General features: G+C 60.9%; 17 protein-coding genes and 1 riboswitch. Of the genes, 7 read left to right on the top strand and 10 right to left on the bottom strand.

Features of this window, described 5'->3' with window-relative positions; translation table 11 throughout:
- Positions 1-77 precede the first annotated feature (77 nt).
- From ACT6VE_RS07455 to ACT6VE_RS07435, 5 genes are all read left to right on the top strand, one after another.
- Complete coding sequence (locus ACT6VE_RS07455) at positions 78-2126, top strand: putative bifunctional diguanylate cyclase/phosphodiesterase (protein WP_444797976.1); 2049 nt, start codon at positions 78-80, stop codon at positions 2124-2126.
- A gap of 299 nt (positions 2127-2425) precedes the next feature.
- Complete coding sequence (locus ACT6VE_RS07450; RefSeq protein WP_069062649.1) at positions 2426-2635, top strand: cold-shock protein; 210 nt, start codon at positions 2426-2428, stop codon at positions 2633-2635.
- Positions 2636-2766: 131 nt separating this feature from the next.
- Positions 2767-3054, top strand: a complete 288-nt coding sequence (locus ACT6VE_RS07445) for a cold-shock protein (RefSeq protein ID WP_444797975.1) — start codon at positions 2767-2769, stop codon at positions 3052-3054.
- Positions 3055-3090: 36 nt separating this feature from the next.
- Positions 3091-3327, top strand: a complete 237-nt coding sequence (gene rpsU, locus ACT6VE_RS07440) for a 30S ribosomal protein S21 (RefSeq protein WP_069062647.1) — start codon at positions 3091-3093, stop codon at positions 3325-3327.
- A 41-nt stretch (positions 3328-3368) separates the two neighbouring features.
- Positions 3369-3575 carry a hypothetical protein gene (locus ACT6VE_RS07435; protein WP_444797974.1) on the top strand — a complete coding sequence of 69 codons (207 nt, stop codon included), beginning with the start codon at positions 3369-3371 and terminating at the stop codon, positions 3573-3575.
- Positions 3576-3854: 279 nt separating this feature from the next.
- Here ACT6VE_RS07435 and nrdF read toward each other — a convergent pair whose 3' ends face one another.
- The 7 genes from nrdF to ACT6VE_RS07400 form a co-directional block, all read right to left on the bottom strand.
- Entirely contained in the window at positions 3855-4844 is a 990-nt protein-coding gene (gene nrdF, locus ACT6VE_RS07430; RefSeq protein ID WP_444797973.1) for a class 1b ribonucleoside-diphosphate reductase subunit beta, read from the bottom strand.
- Between the two features lie 14 nt (positions 4845-4858).
- The gene (gene nrdE / locus ACT6VE_RS07425) at positions 4859-7006 is read right to left on the bottom strand and encodes a class 1b ribonucleoside-diphosphate reductase subunit alpha (protein WP_444798257.1); all 2148 of its coding nucleotides are present in this window, start codon (positions 7004-7006) and stop codon (positions 4859-4861) included.
- Positions 7003-7410 carry a class Ib ribonucleoside-diphosphate reductase assembly flavoprotein NrdI gene (gene nrdI, locus ACT6VE_RS07420; RefSeq protein ID WP_444797972.1) on the bottom strand — a complete coding sequence of 136 codons (408 nt, stop codon included), beginning with the start codon at positions 7408-7410 and terminating at the stop codon, positions 7003-7005. The genes nrdE and nrdI overlap by 4 nt, the downstream gene beginning before the upstream one ends.
- 10 nt (positions 7411-7420) lie before the next feature.
- Entirely contained in the window at positions 7421-7642 is a 222-nt protein-coding gene (gene nrdH, locus ACT6VE_RS07415) for a glutaredoxin-like protein NrdH (RefSeq protein ID WP_444797971.1), read from the bottom strand.
- Positions 7643-7889: 247 nt separating this feature from the next.
- A riboswitch (cobalamin riboswitch) is annotated at positions 7890-8107 on the bottom strand.
- 311 nt (positions 8108-8418) lie between these two features.
- Positions 8419-8613, bottom strand: a complete 195-nt coding sequence (locus ACT6VE_RS07410; protein WP_444797970.1) for a hypothetical protein — start codon at positions 8611-8613, stop codon at positions 8419-8421.
- Between the two features lie 15 nt (positions 8614-8628).
- Complete coding sequence (locus tag ACT6VE_RS07405) at positions 8629-9372, bottom strand: SDR family oxidoreductase (RefSeq protein ID WP_444797969.1); 744 nt, start codon at positions 9370-9372, stop codon at positions 8629-8631.
- Positions 9365-10114 carry an SDR family NAD(P)-dependent oxidoreductase gene (locus ACT6VE_RS07400; protein WP_444797968.1) on the bottom strand — a complete coding sequence of 250 codons (750 nt, stop codon included), beginning with the start codon at positions 10112-10114 and terminating at the stop codon, positions 9365-9367. Before ACT6VE_RS07400 ends, ACT6VE_RS07405 begins: the two co-directional genes overlap by 8 nt.
- Positions 10115-10211: 97 nt before the next feature.
- On the opposite strand from ACT6VE_RS07400, the gene ydiJ reads away from it, so the two are divergent.
- Entirely contained in the window at positions 10212-13259 is a 3048-nt protein-coding gene (gene ydiJ / locus ACT6VE_RS07395) for a D-2-hydroxyglutarate dehydrogenase YdiJ (RefSeq protein ID WP_444797967.1), read from the top strand.
- A 42-nt stretch (positions 13260-13301) separates the two neighbouring features.
- Complete coding sequence (locus tag ACT6VE_RS07390) at positions 13302-14033, top strand: FadR/GntR family transcriptional regulator (protein WP_444797966.1); 732 nt, start codon at positions 13302-13304, stop codon at positions 14031-14033.
- A 24-nt stretch (positions 14034-14057) separates the two neighbouring features.
- Here the strand turns inward: ACT6VE_RS07390 and ACT6VE_RS07385 are convergent, their stop codons facing one another.
- The 3 genes from ACT6VE_RS07385 to ACT6VE_RS07375 are packed head-to-tail and all read right to left on the bottom strand — an operon-like array spanning position 14058 to position 17769.
- Positions 14058-15743, bottom strand: coding sequence for a thiamine pyrophosphate-binding protein (locus ACT6VE_RS07385; protein WP_444797965.1), 1686 nt, complete (start codon positions 15741-15743; stop codon positions 14058-14060).
- A gap of 17 nt (positions 15744-15760) precedes the next feature.
- Entirely contained in the window at positions 15761-16954 is a 1194-nt protein-coding gene (locus tag ACT6VE_RS07380; RefSeq protein ID WP_444797964.1) for an NAD(P)/FAD-dependent oxidoreductase, read from the bottom strand.
- Positions 16955-16962: 8 nt separating this feature from the next.
- A complete protein-coding gene (locus tag ACT6VE_RS07375; RefSeq protein ID WP_444797963.1) occupies positions 16963-17769 on the bottom strand; it encodes an NAD-dependent epimerase/dehydratase family protein in 807 nt (268 codons plus the stop codon).
- Between the last annotated feature and the right edge of the window lie 12 nt (positions 17770-17781).

Below are 17781 nucleotides of genomic sequence, written 5' to 3'. Positions count from 1 at the left end.
CTTTGAGCGAAATAGCTTTAGAGTTTGTTTGCGATTAGGCGCTTACCCTTGATTGCAACGCGATCTGGGGCCAGCTCATGCTGAGAGTTATTTCGTGTATAGCCTACGAGCACGACTATGCCTTTGTCATCGCGGCGGCAATTGTCTGCATCGTGACGTCGGTCATGACGGTGCGCTTGTTTGATAGAGCCGATCGCATCCCCACGGCCCGCCGGTTCTCGTGGATTGTCTTGTCCGGCATGGCTGGTGGCGCGGCCATCTGGACCACACATTTCGTCGCCATGCTGGGCTTTCAGCTTCCGGCGGAACACGCATTCAATGCATTCCTGACGATCGGCTCGCTCCTCATTGCCATCAGCGTCACGGCCGGCGGTTTCTACATGACGGTGGAGCGGGCGTGGAACCTGCCCCCCGAGATCGGCGGCCTGGTTTTCGGCATAGGCATCGTCGCCATGCATTTTACCGGCATGGCGGGCCTGGAAAATGCCGGGCAACTCGAATGGGACCAGACCCTCGTCACGGCGGCCGTGCTGTTTGCGCTGGGTTTCGGCGCCCTGACGGCCCATCTGCTGGCACGATACCATTCGGGCCTCAGCCGGCTCTTGGCGATGCTCACGCTGGTGCTTGCGATCTGCACCATGCATTTCACCGCCATGGGTGCGGCAACATTGCTGCCGGACGCCACCGCCGCCGCCCCAACGCACACGATGTCCAACGAATTCCTGGCCGTGCTCGTGCTGGCAACGATGGCGGTCATCGCCGGGTGGATACTCTACATGATGGACACCCGTTCCCAGCGAGAGTTGATCGACAGCTTCCGGCATGCGGCACGGCACGACCCGCTGACGGGATTGCCGAACCGGGCCTATCTGTCGGAACATCTGCCCGCCATGCTGGCGCAGGCGCGGGATTGCAGCGCGCAGGCAGCGGTGGTGGTCATCGACCTCGACCGTTTCAAGGAGATCAACGACGTTCACGGGCACCATGCCGGTGACTGCCTGCTGCAGACGCTGGCAAAGCGGTTCGCATTGCAGATGACAGCAGGCGAGATCGTAGCCCGCGTCGGCGGCGACGAGTTTGTCGCCATTAAGCATCCGGTTCATGAACAGGCCGATGTGGACGAATTCGCCCGGCGCCTCGGTGACTGCATTGCCGAACCGGTGCAGCGCGGCACCACGACGCTCACCGCAGGCGCAAGCATCGGGATCAGCCGTTTCCCGGGCGATGCAGACAATGCAGAGGAGTTGATCGGAAGGGCAGACCTCGCCATGTACCGCGCCAAGCGGGCGATTGGCGACGCGGTTTGCTATTATGAGCCGTCCATGGACGAAGGGCGCCGAGAGCGCAGTTCTCTCGCCATGGAGCTGCGCAATGCGGTCGAGCGCGATGAGCTTGTGCTCCACTACCAACCGCAGCTGAACCTGCAATCCGGCGAGGTCATCGGATACGAGGCGCTGGTGCGCTGGAAGCACCGAACGCGCGGCCTCGTGCCGCCATCCGACTTCATTCCGATCGCCGAGGAGACCGGCCTGATCCTTCCGATCGGCGATTGGGTGCTCAGAACCGCATGTGAGGAAGCCGCGCGCTGGGCCAAACCATACAGGATCGCCGTCAACATCGCATCCGCACAACTCGCACAGGCAGACCTGCCGAAGTCCGTTCAAGAGGTCCTTTTATCTACGGGCCTGCCGGCATCGCGACTGGAACTGGAGATAACCGAAGCGAGCCTCATAGAGGACCGGGAGCGGACGCTGCGCATCATTCGCCAGTTGAAGACGCTGGGCGTGACCATTGCCATGGACGATTTCGGCACGGGATACTCCTCGCTTTCCATGTTGCAGACCTTCCCGTTCGACAAGGTCAAGCTGGATCGCTCCTTCATCGAGGCGGTGACGACCAACGAGGTTTCGATGGCGATCGTCAAGGCGACGATCCTTCTCGCTTCCAGCCTCAGAATGTCCGTCGTGGCTGAGGGCGTCGAGCGGCAGGACCAGGCAGATTTCTTGCGGGAGGAAGGGTGCCGGGAGGCCCAGGGGTTCTTCTACGGCCGGCCGGAACCGCTATCGAAGATCGCCGACAAAGTGGGTCGGTTGCCCGCTGCCGACGCCGGACACGTCGCGGCATGATAGGGGGTGGCCATTATTTCAGGCCGCCTACAGCTGAGGATAGAAATTCATGGGCAAAGAAAAAATAAAATCGACGGCATACCTCTGATTCCGTGATGTTTTTTCAGTACTTTTTCCGGGAAATCCCGGGCGGTGGCGAGAATTTTGTTGCCGAAGCCGGTAAACATACTTATCCTCGTGGTATCGAACTTTGCTTGCGACCTTTGTCTTCCGCCTTTCGGCTCGGTCAGATCTCCTCTCATTGTCGATTTATCTGCGACCGATTTTGTCGCGTTTTCAACGATTGAAAGGACATCGTTATGAGTTCAGGCACCGTAAAGTGGTTTAACGGCACCAAGGGTTACGGCTTCATCGCACCGGATGATGGCGCAAGCGACATTTTCGTTCATATTTCCGCCGTCGAACGCGCCGGCCTCCGCTCGCTCGCCGAAGGCCAGAAGGTCAACTACGAAGTGGTTCAGGATCGCAAGTCCGGCAAGCTTTCTGCCGACAACCTGACCGCAGAATAAGAGAATTGTTGCCCCTTTTCGCTGACCACGAATGTACTGGCAGCGAATGGAGAGCGACGGGAAGAGGTCGGGTCGATGCCCGGCCTTTTTATTTTTCGCATTCGGGAAGTCGGAACCTGAAAGGGGCACCCATGAGCCGGAATGTCTTCGCAATCGGTGACGCGGTAAAGCTCAAGACGGATCAGCGTCGTCCTGCCGATAGCGAGAGGATTTGCCGGATCGTCGCTGTGCTGCCTTCTGATCGTGGCGAAGTGCAATACCGCGTTCGTGTCGGCGATGAGCCCCATGAACGCCGCGTTCTCGCAAGCGACATCGAGGCACAGGACACCCCGGTGGTGACGAGGCCCAAAACGCCCGCATCCCATTCCGGAGGAAAGGAGCCTTGGTTCAAGGCCTCCAGCATCCGGACCAAAAAGTAAACAAGCAGCGGCACTCCCGCCAAGGAAGGACATAATTTGCAAGTTCTCGTCAGGGACAACAACATCGAGCAGGCTATCCGCGTTCTGAAAAAGAAGATGCAGAGAGAAGGGCTTTTTCGGGAAATGAAGGCGCGCAGCGCCTACGAAAAGCCCTCCGAGCGGAGAGTACGAGAGAAAGCCGACGCCATCCGGCGTGCGCGCAAGCTCGCCCGCAAGAAAGCACAGCGAGAAGGTTTGCTTCCGGCACCCAAGAAGAAACCCATCCGCGCGTGATCGGGTGGCGACCAGTTTCCGGCTCAGGTGAGGAATGATCGATGACAGCGACTCGACAGCAATTTTTCAAGCCGACGAAGGCGACAGCTGCCACGAAGGCAGCTGAGACAAACTCTGTCGCGAAAGGCATCATCGAGCAGGAAGCCGCCGCCCGCGAAAAGAAGACCGAGAAACTGCGCGCTTTGCGACTGGCCCAGGATGCGGAGGCGGTTCAACCGGTTCCGGCTCCCAAGCGAAAGCGCAAATAGCCGGAAAGCCGGCGATGGTGCGAGAGGCGCAAACGCCCAGCATCGAAACAGCTCGCCAAACGTTCGAAGGCAAGCCAGTTTCGATTGGGCATTTCCGACGTCTCAAAAGGTAAAGCGGCCAAGCCATCGAATTGGCCGCTTACCTATTTATCGGGGAAACAGCAAACGCGGAATACAGTCTGTTGAATCCCTCGGCCAGCCATAGGTGGCGGGCCGGAGCGGTCGCCCCACACTTTCCGACCCACCACGCCGTCGATACGAAACCCACCATATCCACGCTCAGAAATCCCAGTCGGCATCCTCGGTGGCGACCGCTTTACCGATGACGTAGGACGAGCCGGAACCGGAAAAGAAGTCGTGGTTTTCGTCGGCGTTCGGCGAGAGCGCAGAGAGAATTGCGGGGTTTACCTTGCAGGCTTCCGGTGGGAAGAGCGCCTCGTAGCCCAGGTTCATCAATGCCTTGTTGGCGTTGTAGTGCAGGAACTTTTTCACGTCCTCGGTCAGGCCGACGCCATCGTAGAGTTCCTCGGTATATTTCGCCTCGTTGTCGTACAGTTCAAACAACAGATCGAAGGCGAACGCCTTGATCTCCTGACGCCGCTCCTCCGAAACCGACTCCAGAGCGCGCTGGAACTTGTAGCCGATGTAGTAACCGTGCACGGCCTCGTCGCGGATGATGAGACGGATCATATCGGCGGTATTGGTGAGCTTGGCACGGCTCGACCAGTACATCGGCAGGTAGAAGCCTGAATAGAACAGGAAACTTTCGAGGAAGACGCTGGCAACCTTCTTCTTCAAGGGGTCGCCGGAAGCGTATTGCTCCATGATCAGCGCGGATTTCCGCTGCAGGAACTCATTCTCCTCCGACCAGCGATAGGCGTCATCCACGTCCGGCGTGGAGCACAGTGTGGAGAAGATCGAAGAGTACGAGCGCGCGTGCACGGCCTCCATGAAGGAGATGTTGGAGAGCACCGCCTCCTCGTGCTGGGTCGTGGAATCCTCCATCAGCCGCACGGAACCGACACCGTTCTGGATCGTGTCGAGCAGGGTGAGCCCGGTGAAGACGCGGATGGTGAGTTTTTGCTCCTCCGGCTTCAGGGTAGCCCACGAGGGAATGTCGTTGGAGAGTGGCACCTTTTCCGGCAGCCAGAAATTTCCCGTCAGGCGGTTCCAGACTTCCAGGTCCTTGTCGTCCTCGATGCGGTTCCAGTTGATGGCGCGGATGCGGCTTGCCGCCTTGGCGGTCTTGGTCTTCACTTGGATGTTCATTTTCATCACCGATATCACAGGGCGCAGGAGACACAGCCCTGCACTTCCGTGCCGGACAGCGCCATCTGGCGAAGGCGGATGTAGTAGATGGTCTTGATGCCCTTCTTCCAGGCGTAGATCTGCGCGCGATTGATGTCGCGTGTTGTCGCGGTGTCGCGGAAGAACAGGGTCAGCGACAGGCCCTGGTCGACATGCTGCGTCGCCGCTGCATAGGTGTCGATGATCTTCTCCGGCCCAATTTCGTAGGCGTCCTGGTAGTAGTCGAGATTGTCGTTGGTCATGAAGGCGGCCGGGTAGTAGACGCGGCCGATCTTGCCCTCCTTGCGGATCTCGATCTTCGAAACGATTGGATGGATCGAAGAGGTCGAGTGGTTGATGTAGGAGATCGAGCCCGTCGGCGGCACGGCCTGGAGGTTCTGGTTGTAGAGGCCACCTGTCATCACTGCGGTCTTCAGAGACTGCCAGTCCTCTTGCGTCGGGATAGCGATACCGGCCTCTTCGAAGATCGACCTTACCTTCTCCGTCGCCGGCAGCCATTCCGCTTCGGTGTATTTGTCGAAGTATTCTCCGGAGGCGTATTTCGAGTTCTCGAAGCCCTTGAAGCTTACACCCTTCTCGACCGCCAGCCGGTTCGAGGCACGGATGGCGTGGAAGGTCACCGTGTAGAAATAGATATTGGTGAAATCGATACCCTCCTCCGAGCCATAGAAAATGCGCTCGCGGGCGAGGTAGCCGTGCAGGTTCATCTGGCCGAGGCCGATGGCGTGGCTGTCGTCATTGCCCTTCTCGACGGAGGGAACCGAAGAGATATGGCTCATCTCGGAGACGGCCGTGAGTGCCCGGATCGAAGTCTCGATCGTCTGGCCAAAATCGGGGCTGTCCATCGCCGCGGCAATATTGAGCGAGCCGAGATTGCAGGAAATGTCCTTGCCCATCGTCGCATAGGAGAGGTCGTCGTTGAAGGTGCTCGGCTCGCTGACCTGCAGGATTTCCGAGCAGAGGTTGCTCATGGAGATGCGCCCGGCGATGGGGTTTGCCCGGTTCACCGTGTCCTCGAACATGATGTACGGATAGCCGCTTTCGAACTGGATCTCGGCGATGATCTGGAAGAAGTCGCGCGCCTTGATCTTCTTCTTCTTGATGCGGGCGTCCTCGACCATCTCGCGGTACTTTTCCGTCACCGATATCTCGCTGAAGGCCACGCCGTAGACGCGCTCCACGTCATGCGGCGAGAACAGGTACATGTCCTCGTTGTTCTTCGCGAGCTCGAAGGTGATGTCGGGGATGACGACGCCAAGCGACAGCGTCTTGATGCGAATCTTCTCGTCGGCGTTTTCGCGCTTGGTATCGAGGAAGCGCATGATGTCGGGATGATGGGCGTTGAGATAGACCGCGCCAGCGCCCTGTCGCGCGCCAAGCTGGTTGGCGTAGGAGAAGGAATCTTCCAAGAGCTTCATCACCGGGATGACACCGGAGGACTGGTTTTCGATCTGCTTGATCGGCGCTCCCATCTCGCGAAGGTTCGTCAGCGAGAGCGCCACGCCGCCGCCGCGCTTGGAGAGTTGCAAAGCAGAATTGATCGACCGTCCGATGCTCTCCATGTTGTCTTCGATCCGCAGCAGAAAACACGAAACGAGCTCGCCACGCTGTTTCTTGCCGGCATTGAGGAAGGTCGGCGTCGCCGGCTGGAAACGGCCCGAAATGACCTCGTCGACGAGGTCGCGGGCAATCTGCTCGTTGCCGCGCGCCAGCGCCAGCGCCACCATGCAGACGCGGTCCTCATAGCGTTCCAGGTAGCGCTTTCCGTCAAAGGTCTTCAGCGTATAGGACGTGTAATATTTGAAGGCGCCGAGGAAGGTGGGAAAGCGGAATTTCTTGTCATAGGCGTGGTCGAACAGATCGCGCACGAAGTTGAACGAATACTGGTCCAGCACCTCCTGCTCATAGTAACCCTCGGTCACCAGATAATCGAGTTTCTCCCGAAGGTTATGGAAGAACACGGTGTTCTGGTTGACGTGTTGGAGGAAGTACTGCTTGGCCGCAAGCCGGTCCTTGCCGAGTTGGATTTTTCCTCCCTCGTCGTAGAGGTTCAGCATCGCATTCAGCGCGTGGTAATCCAGCGCCGTGATCTCCGGGGCCTTGATTGGCTTGTCGAGCGTCATCGTGTCCAAAATCGTTCCAATCCCTGTTTGACGTTGGCGACGTCTTCCGCCGTGCCCAAAAGCTCGAAGCGGTAGAGGTACGGCACGCCGCATTTGGCGGAAATGACGTCGCCGGCGATCCCGAAGGTCGCGCCGAAATTGCTGTTGCCCGCGGCGATCACGCCGCGAAGGTGCGAGCGGTTTTCCGCATCGTTCAAGAAGCGGATCACCTGCTTGGGAACGGCGCCCTTGACGCCCCCATTGCCGTCCTCGCCGCAATAGGTCGGCACGACGAGCACGAAGGGCGCCTTTGCCTCGAGCGCCTCATCGGTGCGAAGCGAGATGCGGGAGGCCGGGAGGCCGAGCTTTTGAACGAAACGATGGGTGTTTTCCGACCGGGTAGAAAAATAGATAAGCTCGGCCACCGCGTGACGCTCAGGCAAGCGCGCTGATCATGTCCGGACGGAAGCCGGCCCAATGCCGCTCACCGGCGACGACAACGGGAACCTGACGATAACCGAGCCCCTGCACGAGGGCGAATGCATCGGCGTCCTCTGAAACGTCGACAATCCGGTAACCGAGGCCCTGGCGGTCGAGCGCACGGGTGGTTGCGGTGCACTGGACGCAGGCGGGCTTGGAGTAGACAGTAATAGACATGATTTTCCTCGTCGTTTGGCGCGGGCATGGGAAATCGTTCAGCCGTCCGCCGATGGCCGCTCGAAAAACTGGAGATACGCAGATGGCCGCCTGAGACGGCCGGGCACGAAGCGCCGCTTACTCGCGCGGATGCACTGGAAACAGGATCGACATAACTTCACCCCGAAGCAATAATGCGAGGCATACGGGGAGACGGGGCGCGACATCATTCCGCAACCCAACGCTCGCCTTCCGGACACCCCGCCCGTGGACATTCATGTACGAGGCAGGTCTCCTGGCTTGCGGGTCGCGGCATCCGTTCACCTTCCCAGGGCATTTACGCCTCAGTGGCTTCATCGAACGAATGCTCGCCGCATACAGTTGCGGGGGCAGCTCCGGATTGACGCGGCCATCATGGCCGCCCCGGATTCCCGTCTTAGCCTTCGATCTTTTCGAATCGAAGGAACCTCGAACACAAGATATAGTAGACGAGGTAAAAAATGCGTCAACAGCTATGGTGACTTATCAACGGTTTCGATGCGGCGTCGGAATGGGTGGATGCTGGCCGTCAGGTTTTACGACCAGAATTCGCCTGTTTGGCGATTGCGCTGATCCCCAAACGGGCTCGTTTTCGATTGGATTTCGGCGCTAGCATCCCGGCCGGGAGCGATGAAGGTATCGACCCGCGCCACGTCATCACATTCACGTCACGCCGGCTTGGGGGCGCGGCCACCGGAGATCGGGTGGCGCGCGCACAGGTCACAGAATATGGTCTGGTCTCCCGCGGGCCTAAAATTTCAATCGTCTGGAACCGCGTGAAAGCCTGATGGCAGGGCGAAACCCGTGCCCGCCGGGGGATCGGGGGGCACGGGTTCGTGCTTTCTCGGGATCATCGCATGGGCAGCCAGAACCGAACGGATGGCAACCGGGCGATAGTGCCGGATGAGATCCGGCTTTTCTTCCCGCGTTTTCTTGTCGTCGTTGCCGGACATGGCGCCTCCAGGACCTCAGCTTGCCGGAAATCTTACCATGGATCCACCGCCGGTCGCCTGGTCGGTCGGGAAAACCTCGACGCGCGCGACGTCGACATAGACGGGCAGCGCAATCACGTCGTTGACGATCTGCGCGATGTTTTCCGGCTGGATCGGCCGATAGCCGTCATAGAGCACGGCGCTCGCCTGATTGTCCGGGATCGAGGTGCGATACAGCGCCGTCTGCACGCGGCCGGGCACGATCTCGCTGACGCGGACCGAGGTTCCGAGCAGATCGCAGCGCAAATTATCGCAAAAGAGGCTGAGGCCCGCTTTCGAGGGGCCGTAGGCACCCATGCCCGGAAACGCCGCCTGCCCGCCGCTGGAGCCTATATAGATGAGGTGTCCGCGTTTGCGCGAAACCATGCCCGGCAGGACGATGCGCGTCAGGTGCATCGGCGCCTTGAGATTGATATCGACCATCGCGTCGATTTCGGCGGGGTCGATGTCCTGGAAGGCTGCACGGGTCGAGAGGATGCCTGCATTGTTGACGAGGATATCGACCTCGACGCCGGCCAGCGCGTCGGCGATGCGCGCGCTATCGCGTACATCCGCCTGCACGGGGATCGCGCCGCTTGTCTTCGCCAGTTCGGCTAGTTGCGCCTCGTTGCGCCCGATGGCGTAGACGTCAAGCCCACGCTTGCGCAGCATCGGCACGATGGCCTTGCCGATGCCGCTGGTCGCGCCCGTGACGACGGCAACGCGGTAGACGTCAGACATAGATATATCCCCCGCTGATCACGACATTCTCACCGGTCGCATAGGTATTGCGGCTCGATGCCATCATGACGATCCATTCGGCCATTTCAACCGGTTTGGCGGCGCGGCCGAGCGCGCTGGCTTTCGCCAGTTCCGGCAGAAAGCCGAGTTCCTTGGCGCGGTCGGTAGCAAAGCCGGCGGGCGCCACGGAGTTCACGAGGATCTGGTCCTTGGCGCATTCCTGCGCGAAGGATTTCGTCAGGCTAACGACCGCGGCCTTGGTCGCGGCATAATGCGCATTCTGCGGATGGGCCTTGAACGCATCGACCGAGGTAATGTTCACGATACGGCCAGTGACATCCGGCGCGCTCACGAACTGGCGCATGTGGCGCACGGCCGCGACCATCATATGGTAGGTGCCTTTGACATTGATCGCATTTTCGAGATCCCAATCTTCATCGGTGATGTCGAGAATAGCCTTGCGCGGGTAGATTGCTGCGCTGTTGACGAGGGCATGGACGCGGCCGAGTTTGGCGGCAACGGCATCGAAGCCGGCATGCGCCGTTTCGGCACGGGAAATATCCGCCACCGCGGTCGCTACCTCGACGCCGAGCGCCAGCAGTTCCGCCGCAGCGGATGTGAGCAGCGCCTCGTTGCGATCGATGAGGCCGATCTTCGTCGCGCCATGCGCGGCCATCAGCTTCGCCGTCGTGAGCCCGAGGCCCGAAGCGCCACCGACGATGACAACAGACTGGTTCTTCAAGTTTCAAACCTCGCGTTTTCGGGTTGCACCGCCATATTGGTATGTTATCACTTATATGCCAACATTAGCGAAGCGCAAGCCGTTTTTGGAATCCGCCATGATCCCCCGCCTCGACACCAACCGGAGCGTTTCGACACCCAATACCGGCTTTTTCAAACATCTCGCCTCCACAGGGTTCGAGGGTGACGTGGGCACCGATGCTTCGGAGCGCACTGTCTATTCCACCGACAATTCCATCTACCAGGTGGCGCCTGTAGGCGTGCTGTTTCCGAAAAAAATCGACGATCTCAAACGCATTGCCAAGACCCTCGCACGACCTGAATTCTCAAGCATCACGATTGCGCCGCGCGGCGGCGGCACGGGTACGAATGGCCAGTCGCTGACAAACGGTATCGTTGTCGACTGCTCGCGCCACATGAACAGGATCATCGAGATCGATCCGGTCCGTCGAACCGCACGCGTGGAGGCCGGCGTCGTCAAGGACCAGTTGAACAAGGCATTGGAACCTTACGGCCTGTTCTTCGCACCGGAGCTTTCCACTTCCAACCGGGCGACGATCGGCGGCATGGTCTCGACCGATGCCTGCGGTCAGGGATCCTGCCTTTACGGAAAGACCAGCAACCACGTCCTCGCCCTGCGCGTGGTTTTGACGGACGGCACCGATTTTCTCTCCCGCCCCGTGCGGGAAGAAGAATTGCGGGCGCTTCAGGCCCGGCGCGACCGCATCGGTCATATCCACAGGACGCTCGCTCGCATCGCAACCGACAACCGCGAGCAGATCGAGGCGATTTTTCCGAAGCTCAACCGCTTCATGACCGGCTATGACCTCGCCCATCTCCAGCGCGAGGATGGTCTTTTCGACCTGAACGCGGTGCTTTGCGGATCCGAAGGCACGCTTGCGATGATCGCCGAGGCGGAACTGGCGTTGTTACCAATTCCCGCCTGCGCGGCGCTCATCAACATCCGCTACGACAATTTCAATGCCGCGCTCGAAGACGCCCGCACGCTCGTCGCTCTCAATGTTGCCTCGGTCGAGACGATCGATGAGACGGTCCTGCGGCTTGCCAAGGGCGACAGTGTCTGGCCGCGTATCGCAGCCTTTTTTCCGGACGATGCCGACGGGCCGGCGAACGGCATCAACATTGTCGAAGTCTTGGCCGACACCTCGGGGGATCTTGCCGCAAAACTCGCCGTCGTCCGCGCGGCACTCGAAGGTACCCCCTTCCCCGGCCGGAAGGGCTTTACCACAACGCATGGCAAGGCCGATATCGACGCCATCTGGACGATGCGCAAGCGGGCGGTCGGCCTGCTTGGCAATGTCGATGGCCCGATCCGCCCAGTGCCCTTCGTCGAGGATACCGCCGTTCCGCCGGCACATCTCGCCGCCTATATTCGCGAATTTCGGGCACTGCTCGATGGAGAAGGGTTGACCTACGGCATGTTCGGCCACGTGGATGCGGGCGTGCTGCATGTGCGCCCTGCGCTCGATCTGACCCGCGCGGATCATGCTGCGCTCGTACGGCGGATCAGTGACGCCGTCGTCGCGCTGACGCAAAAATACGGTGGTGTTCTCTGGGGCGAACACGGCAAGGGGGTGCGCTCGGAATATGTGCCGGCCTTCTTCGGCCCGCTCTATCCGCGCTTGCAGGAAATCAAGCAGGCCTTCGACCCGCTCAACCAATTAAACCCTGGCAAGATCGTTGCGCCTGCCGGCAGCGCTCTGCCGAAGATCGACGACATTCCTTTGCGTGGTGGCCTCGACCGCATCATCGGCAACGACATCCGCGCCGCTTTCGACAATGCGGCCTATTGCAACGGCAACGGCGCCTGTTTCGATTTCGATGCCGATGGGCTGATGTGCCCTTCCTACAAGGCGACACGCGACCGACGGTTTTCACCGAAGGGCCGCGCCTCGCTGATGCGGGAATGGCTTCGCCGGCTTGCCGAAAAGGGCGTCGATCCGCGCCGGGAGGCGGAACGCCTGCGCCGCTCGAGCGCCGCCCTAGTGCTGGTAAGACGCATGTGGAACTCGCTCAACCCCGCAAACCGCGACGACTTCTCCCATGAGGTGCGGGAGGCGATGGATACCTGCCTCGCCTGCAAGGCCTGTGCCGGCCAGTGTCCCGTCAAGGTGAGCGTACCCGCCTTCCGTTCCAAATTCCTCGAACTCTATTACGGACGCTATCTGCGGCCCCTTAAAGACCCGGTCGTCGCGGCCATCGAAACGATGTTGCCGTTGATGGCGCGAACGCGACCGCTCTACAATCTCGTCGTCAGTTCCACGATCGGCCGGACGGCGATGCGTATAGTGGGCCTGACGGCACTTCCTGCCCTGCCCGCCCCTTCGCTTCGCCGCAGCGTCGCCATTGCAACACCGCAGGCACTCGCGAGCCTGAGCGGGAAGGAACGGGCCAGCACGGTTATCTTCGTGCCCGACGCCTTTACCGAACATTTCGACCCGCAGGTACTGTCCGCCGCCATCGATGTCGCGGCCCTCCTCGGGTTTCGGCCCTTCCTCGCGCCGCCGCTCGGCAACTGCAAGGCGTTGCACGTGCTCGGGTATCTTGGCGCTTTTGAGAGAGCAGCAGGGCGGACGGCGCGGCAGCTCGACCGTATGGCCGATACCGGAGTGGCGCTGGTTGGCATCGATCCCTCGATGACGCTCGCCTATCGCAGCGAATATGGCGCGACACGGCTGCGTGCTCGCGTCCTGCTGCCGCAGGAATGGCTGGCGCAATCAATCGAGCGGCTGCCCTCACCCGTTGCCGTGGGCGACCGACCGCTTTACCGGCTGATGGCGCATTGCACGGAACGCAGCAACCTGCCGGCGGCCGCCAGCCAATGGGGTGCGGTCTTCGCAAAACTGGGCATCGAGCTTTCCGTCATCGAGGCCGGCTGCTGCGGCATGGCAGGCATGTTTGGTCATGAGGTGCGCAACCGCGCGCTTTCGGAAAAACTCTATGCCATGAGCTGGCAGCCAGCCCTCGCAAGTGCGGGAACGGATGACGTGGTCATGGCGACGGGCTATTCTTGCCGTTCACAGGTGAAACTGATGGCCCAGCGACACATTCCGCATCCCCTGCAAACTATCCGCACCCTTCTCCAGGCGCATGCAGCCGCCATTGGAGAAGCCCGCCATGTATGATATGTGATAAATGCGAACTTTCGGGGCGAAGGGTAGACCGGCATGTCGATCATAACACAGCGCGGCAATCTCGCGGAAATCGTCGTCGCCAAACTTGCCGAGCGCATCGATAGCGGACTTTATGCGCCCGGCGAAAAGATCCCGTCAAGCGCCCAGCTCTGCGAGGAGTTCGGCGTTTCCCGCACGGTCATTCGCGAAGCGCTCACCTCGCTCAAGGTGGCAGGCCGGGTCATCTCGCGGCAGGGTGCCGGCGTCTATGTCACGGAGAAGGACGTCAAGACGCTGAACTTCGAGATCAGCCGCATCGATGACATCCGCTCCGCCATGCAGATCCTCGAACTGCGCCTCGGCGTCGAGATGCAGTCCGTGGCGCTTGCCGCGCAGCGTCGCACGCCGGAAGCGCTGGCCGAGATCGCCCGCGCCTTCGACTATATCGAGAACCTCGATACGAACGATCCCGAGATCGAGGCGCGCGCCGATTTCGATTTCCATCTTGCCATCGCCAAGGCCACGCGCAACCCGCATTTCCCGAGTTTTCTTGTCGCGGTGATGGGCGAGATCAACTTCGATCTGGTGCTCAAGCATCGCCAGTCCGGCCGCACCTACAACGCCTATCTGAAGAAGATCAACAAGGAGCATGCGGGCATCCTCGCGGCGATCACGCAGGGCGATGCCAAGGCTGCCAAGCAGGCGCTGGTCGCGCATCTGGAGGAAAGCCTCACCCGCTACCGCGCCATGCTGGACGAGCCTGCGGGCAGCGAAGCGGGCGACTGACCGCCGCGCCGCCGCCCGCCCGTCTCATTTGCCCGCTGCAAGTGCCTGTTCGCGGATCTGCGTCAGGCTCATCTTGGGCGTCAGCGCTTCCGGGTCGATGCGGATTTCGATCAGCGCCGGCTTGCCGGAGGCCTCCGAACGCAGGAAGGCATCGGCAAATTCCTCCGTCCTCTCCACCGTCTCCGCGTGCAGGCCATACGAGCGGGCGAGATCGGCAAAATCCGGGTTGGTGAGCCTCGTGCCGGAAACGCGACCGGGATAGTTGCGCTCCTGATGCATGCGGATCGTGCCGTACATGCCGTTGTTGATGACAAGGAAGATGACGCGGGCGTCATATTGCATCGCCGTCGCCAGCTCCTGCCCGTTCATCAGAAAGCAGCCATCGCCGGCAAAGGCGACCACGGAGCGCTCCGGCGCTGTGATTTTTGCCGCTATTGCCGCTGGCACGCCATAGCCCATCGAGCCGTTGGTCGGCCCAAGCTGGGTGCGGAACGTGCGGTACTGGTAGAAGCGATGCGCCCAGGCGGAATAGTTGCCGGCGCCCGTCGTCAGTATTGCATCGGCCGGCAGATGGCCGCGCAACCATTGCATGACCTCGCCCATTTGGACGGCCCCCGGCACCTGCGGATGGTTGATGTTTTCGAGATAGTCGGCATGGGCCGCCGCCGTCCATTCACGCCATGCCGGCGCCGCCGCAGGCTTCAGCTTTGCGGCCTGCGTCAGGAAACCGGCAACGCTGGCATTGATCGGGAGCGTGGCATGATAGACGCGGCCGAGTTCCTCCGCGCCGGGATGAATATGGACGAAAGTCTGCTTCGGCACCGGAATGTCGATCAGCGTATAAGCGCCGGTTGTCATCTCGCCAAGACGGGCGCCGATGGAGATCAGCAAGTCGCAATCCTTGACGTGCTGGATCAGCTTCGGCCCGGCAGCAAGGCCGAGATCGCCCGCATAGTTCCCATGCGTATTGTCGAAGAGATCCTGACAGCGAAACGAAGCAGCGACGGGAAGCGAAAAGGCTTCCGAGAAGACGCGCAGATCGGCAGCCGCCTGCTGTGTCCAGCCACCACCGCCAGCAACCACCATCGGGCGCTCTGCCTTGGCCAGCAAGGACACAAGCGCATCGAGCTGTTGCGGCCCGGCATAGGCTTCCACCCGCTTGTAGGCCGGCGTATCGGCAATGGCCGCCACATCCGTCAGCATGTCCTCCGGCAGCGCCACGACCACCGGCCCCGGACGGCCGTTGACGGCGCGGTGGAAGGCCTGGCTGACGAGTTCGGGAATGCGCGCCGCATCCTCGATCTCCACCACCCATTTCGCCATTTGTCCGAACATGCGGCGATAGTCGATCTCCTGGAAGGCTTCGCGCTCCATCTGGTCACGCGCCACCTGGCCGATGAAGAGGATCATCGGCGTCGAATCCTGGAAGGCAGTGTGCACGCCGACCGAGGCATTGGTGGCGCCCGGCCCGCGGGTGACGAAGCAGATGCCGGGCTTGCCCGTCAACTTGCCATAGGCTTCTGCCATGTAGGCCGCCCCGCCCTCCTGCCGGCAGATGACGAACTCGATGGCATCCTCGGCATCGTGGAAGGCATCCAGCGCCGCCAGATAGCTCTCACCCGGCACGCCGAACACCCGTTCTACGCCATGGATCTTCAGTGCGTCGACCAGGATCTGGCCGCCGCTGCGTGTCTCATATTCGGTTGTCATGTTCGTCTCCTGAGCCGTTAGATCACGGCGTCCTCAAGGAAGGGCTGGTTCGCGACGACGCGCTCGTAGCCGAAGGGCGAGAGGTCGAGCGTGCGGAAGCCCCCATAGGCGATCAGTTCGGACAGGCCGCGCCCCATTGCCGGCGACTGCTGCAGGCCGTGGCCGGAAAAGCCGTTGGCGAAGAGAAAATTCTTCACGTCGGTGTGTGGGCCGAGGATGACGTTGTGGTCGAGCGTGCAATAGTCGTAATGCCCCGCCCAGCTGTTCACCACCTTGATCGCCTCGAAGGCCGGCACGCGCTCCGCGATCGTCGGCCAGATTTCGTCCTCGAACTCGTCGTGCATGACGGAAAAGTCGCTCGGATCGACCTCCGGGTCGTGCTTGGGATAGGTGCCCATCAGATAGAATTTCCCTTCGGGGCGGAAGAAGACGCCGGACGGATCGATGGTGAGGCCGACCTTGCCTTCCAGTGGCGTGCGGCAATCCACCACGAAGAGCGAACGACGGCGTGGTTCGACCGGAATGTCGAGGCCGGCCATGCGCGCAACCTGCTTGCCATTGGTGCCGGACGTGTTGACCAAAGTGCCACAAGCGATCGTTTGCCCGCTCTTTGTCGTCACCGAAACAATGCGGTCACCCTCCCGGTTCACCGCGACGACTTCGTCCTCGATATAGTCGGCGCCGAGAGTGCGCGCCTTCTTGCGGAAACCCTGCAGCAGCCCGACGCTATCAAACCAGCCTTCGCCGCTTTCGCCTGTGCTGCCAAGTGTCAGACCCTCCACGTTAAGCCACTGGAAGCGGCGACCCAGCCCTTCCGGATCGAGCAACGACACGTCGGCGCCGCAGGAGACCTGCGTTTCATGGTTGCGACGAAGCACATTCGCACCGCGCACGTCGCCTGCAAGGAAGAGGTAGCCGTTTTCGTGGAAACCGATTTCCGGCGTATCGTCATCGACTTCGACGTTTTTGCGGAAGTTGCGAATGAACTCCGTGCCGAACTGCGAGACCTTGACGTTGATCGCGTTGGAGAACTGGTGGCGGATCGAGCTGGACGAGAGCGCAGTCGCCGAGCGCTGATAGGTCCAGTCCTTTTCGATCACCAGCACCGAGCCGGTAAAATCAGGGTTCGTCGCCAGAAAATAGGCCGTCGCGCTGCCGACCACGGCACCGCCGACAATAACGACGTCATAGGATGTCTTCGAAGCCTGCATCGTCGCCCTCACTTGTCTTCGAAGTGGCCGGCCGCGCAGAAGCTGCCGCCCTGGTAGCGCACCGCCGGATTGTTCGGGTCGCCCTGTTCCGTGCTGGCAAAAACCTTGTCGGCATAATCGTCAGCGCTGTCTTGCGGTTTGTAGCCGAGCACAGCGGCAGTGCGATTGTCCCAGAAGGCCTGCGCATTGTTCGACATGCCATAGGCGACCATGAAGCCGACGCGTGGGGCCGACAGGCTCTTTTCGACAAGCTGGCGGCAGTCGCGATAAGACAGCCATGTAATGAGGTGCCGGCGGTCGGTCGGTTCCGGGAAGCAGGAGCCGATGCGGATGCTGACCGTCTCGATCCCGAATTTGTCGAAATAGTAGCGACCGAGATTTTCCACGAAGGTTTTCGACACACCGTAGAGGCTGTCCGGCCGGGTCGGCACGGTGCCGTCGATCGTCTCCGTGCGCTCGTAGTAACCGATGGCATGCACGGAACTGGCATTGACGATGCGCTTGACGCCGTGCTGGCGCGCGGCCTCGTAGATGTTGTAGCCGCCGGAAATGTTGCTATCGAGAATCGTCTTCCATTCGGCTTCCAGCGGCTGGCCGCCGAGATGCACGATGGCGTCGCACCCCTTCACCGCCTCCGAAACCGCATCGAAATCGGCAAGCTCGAGCGGAAAATCCTCTTCGTGCGAGGCGACGTTTTCGCAGGGCTTGCGGTCGGACAGCCGCACGACCCTGCCGAGCCGCGTGCCGGACTGGCGAAGCGCCGTGCCGACGCCGCCGGCAGCACCCGTCAGAAGAACTTTCTGGAAATGGGACATGGTCGGTTCCTC

Origin of the sequence: Shinella sp. (assembly GCF_052438155.1) — a bacterium.
Lineage (GTDB): Bacteria > Pseudomonadota > Alphaproteobacteria > Rhizobiales > Rhizobiaceae > Shinella.
This window is presented reverse-complemented; position numbering and strand designations above follow the sequence as displayed.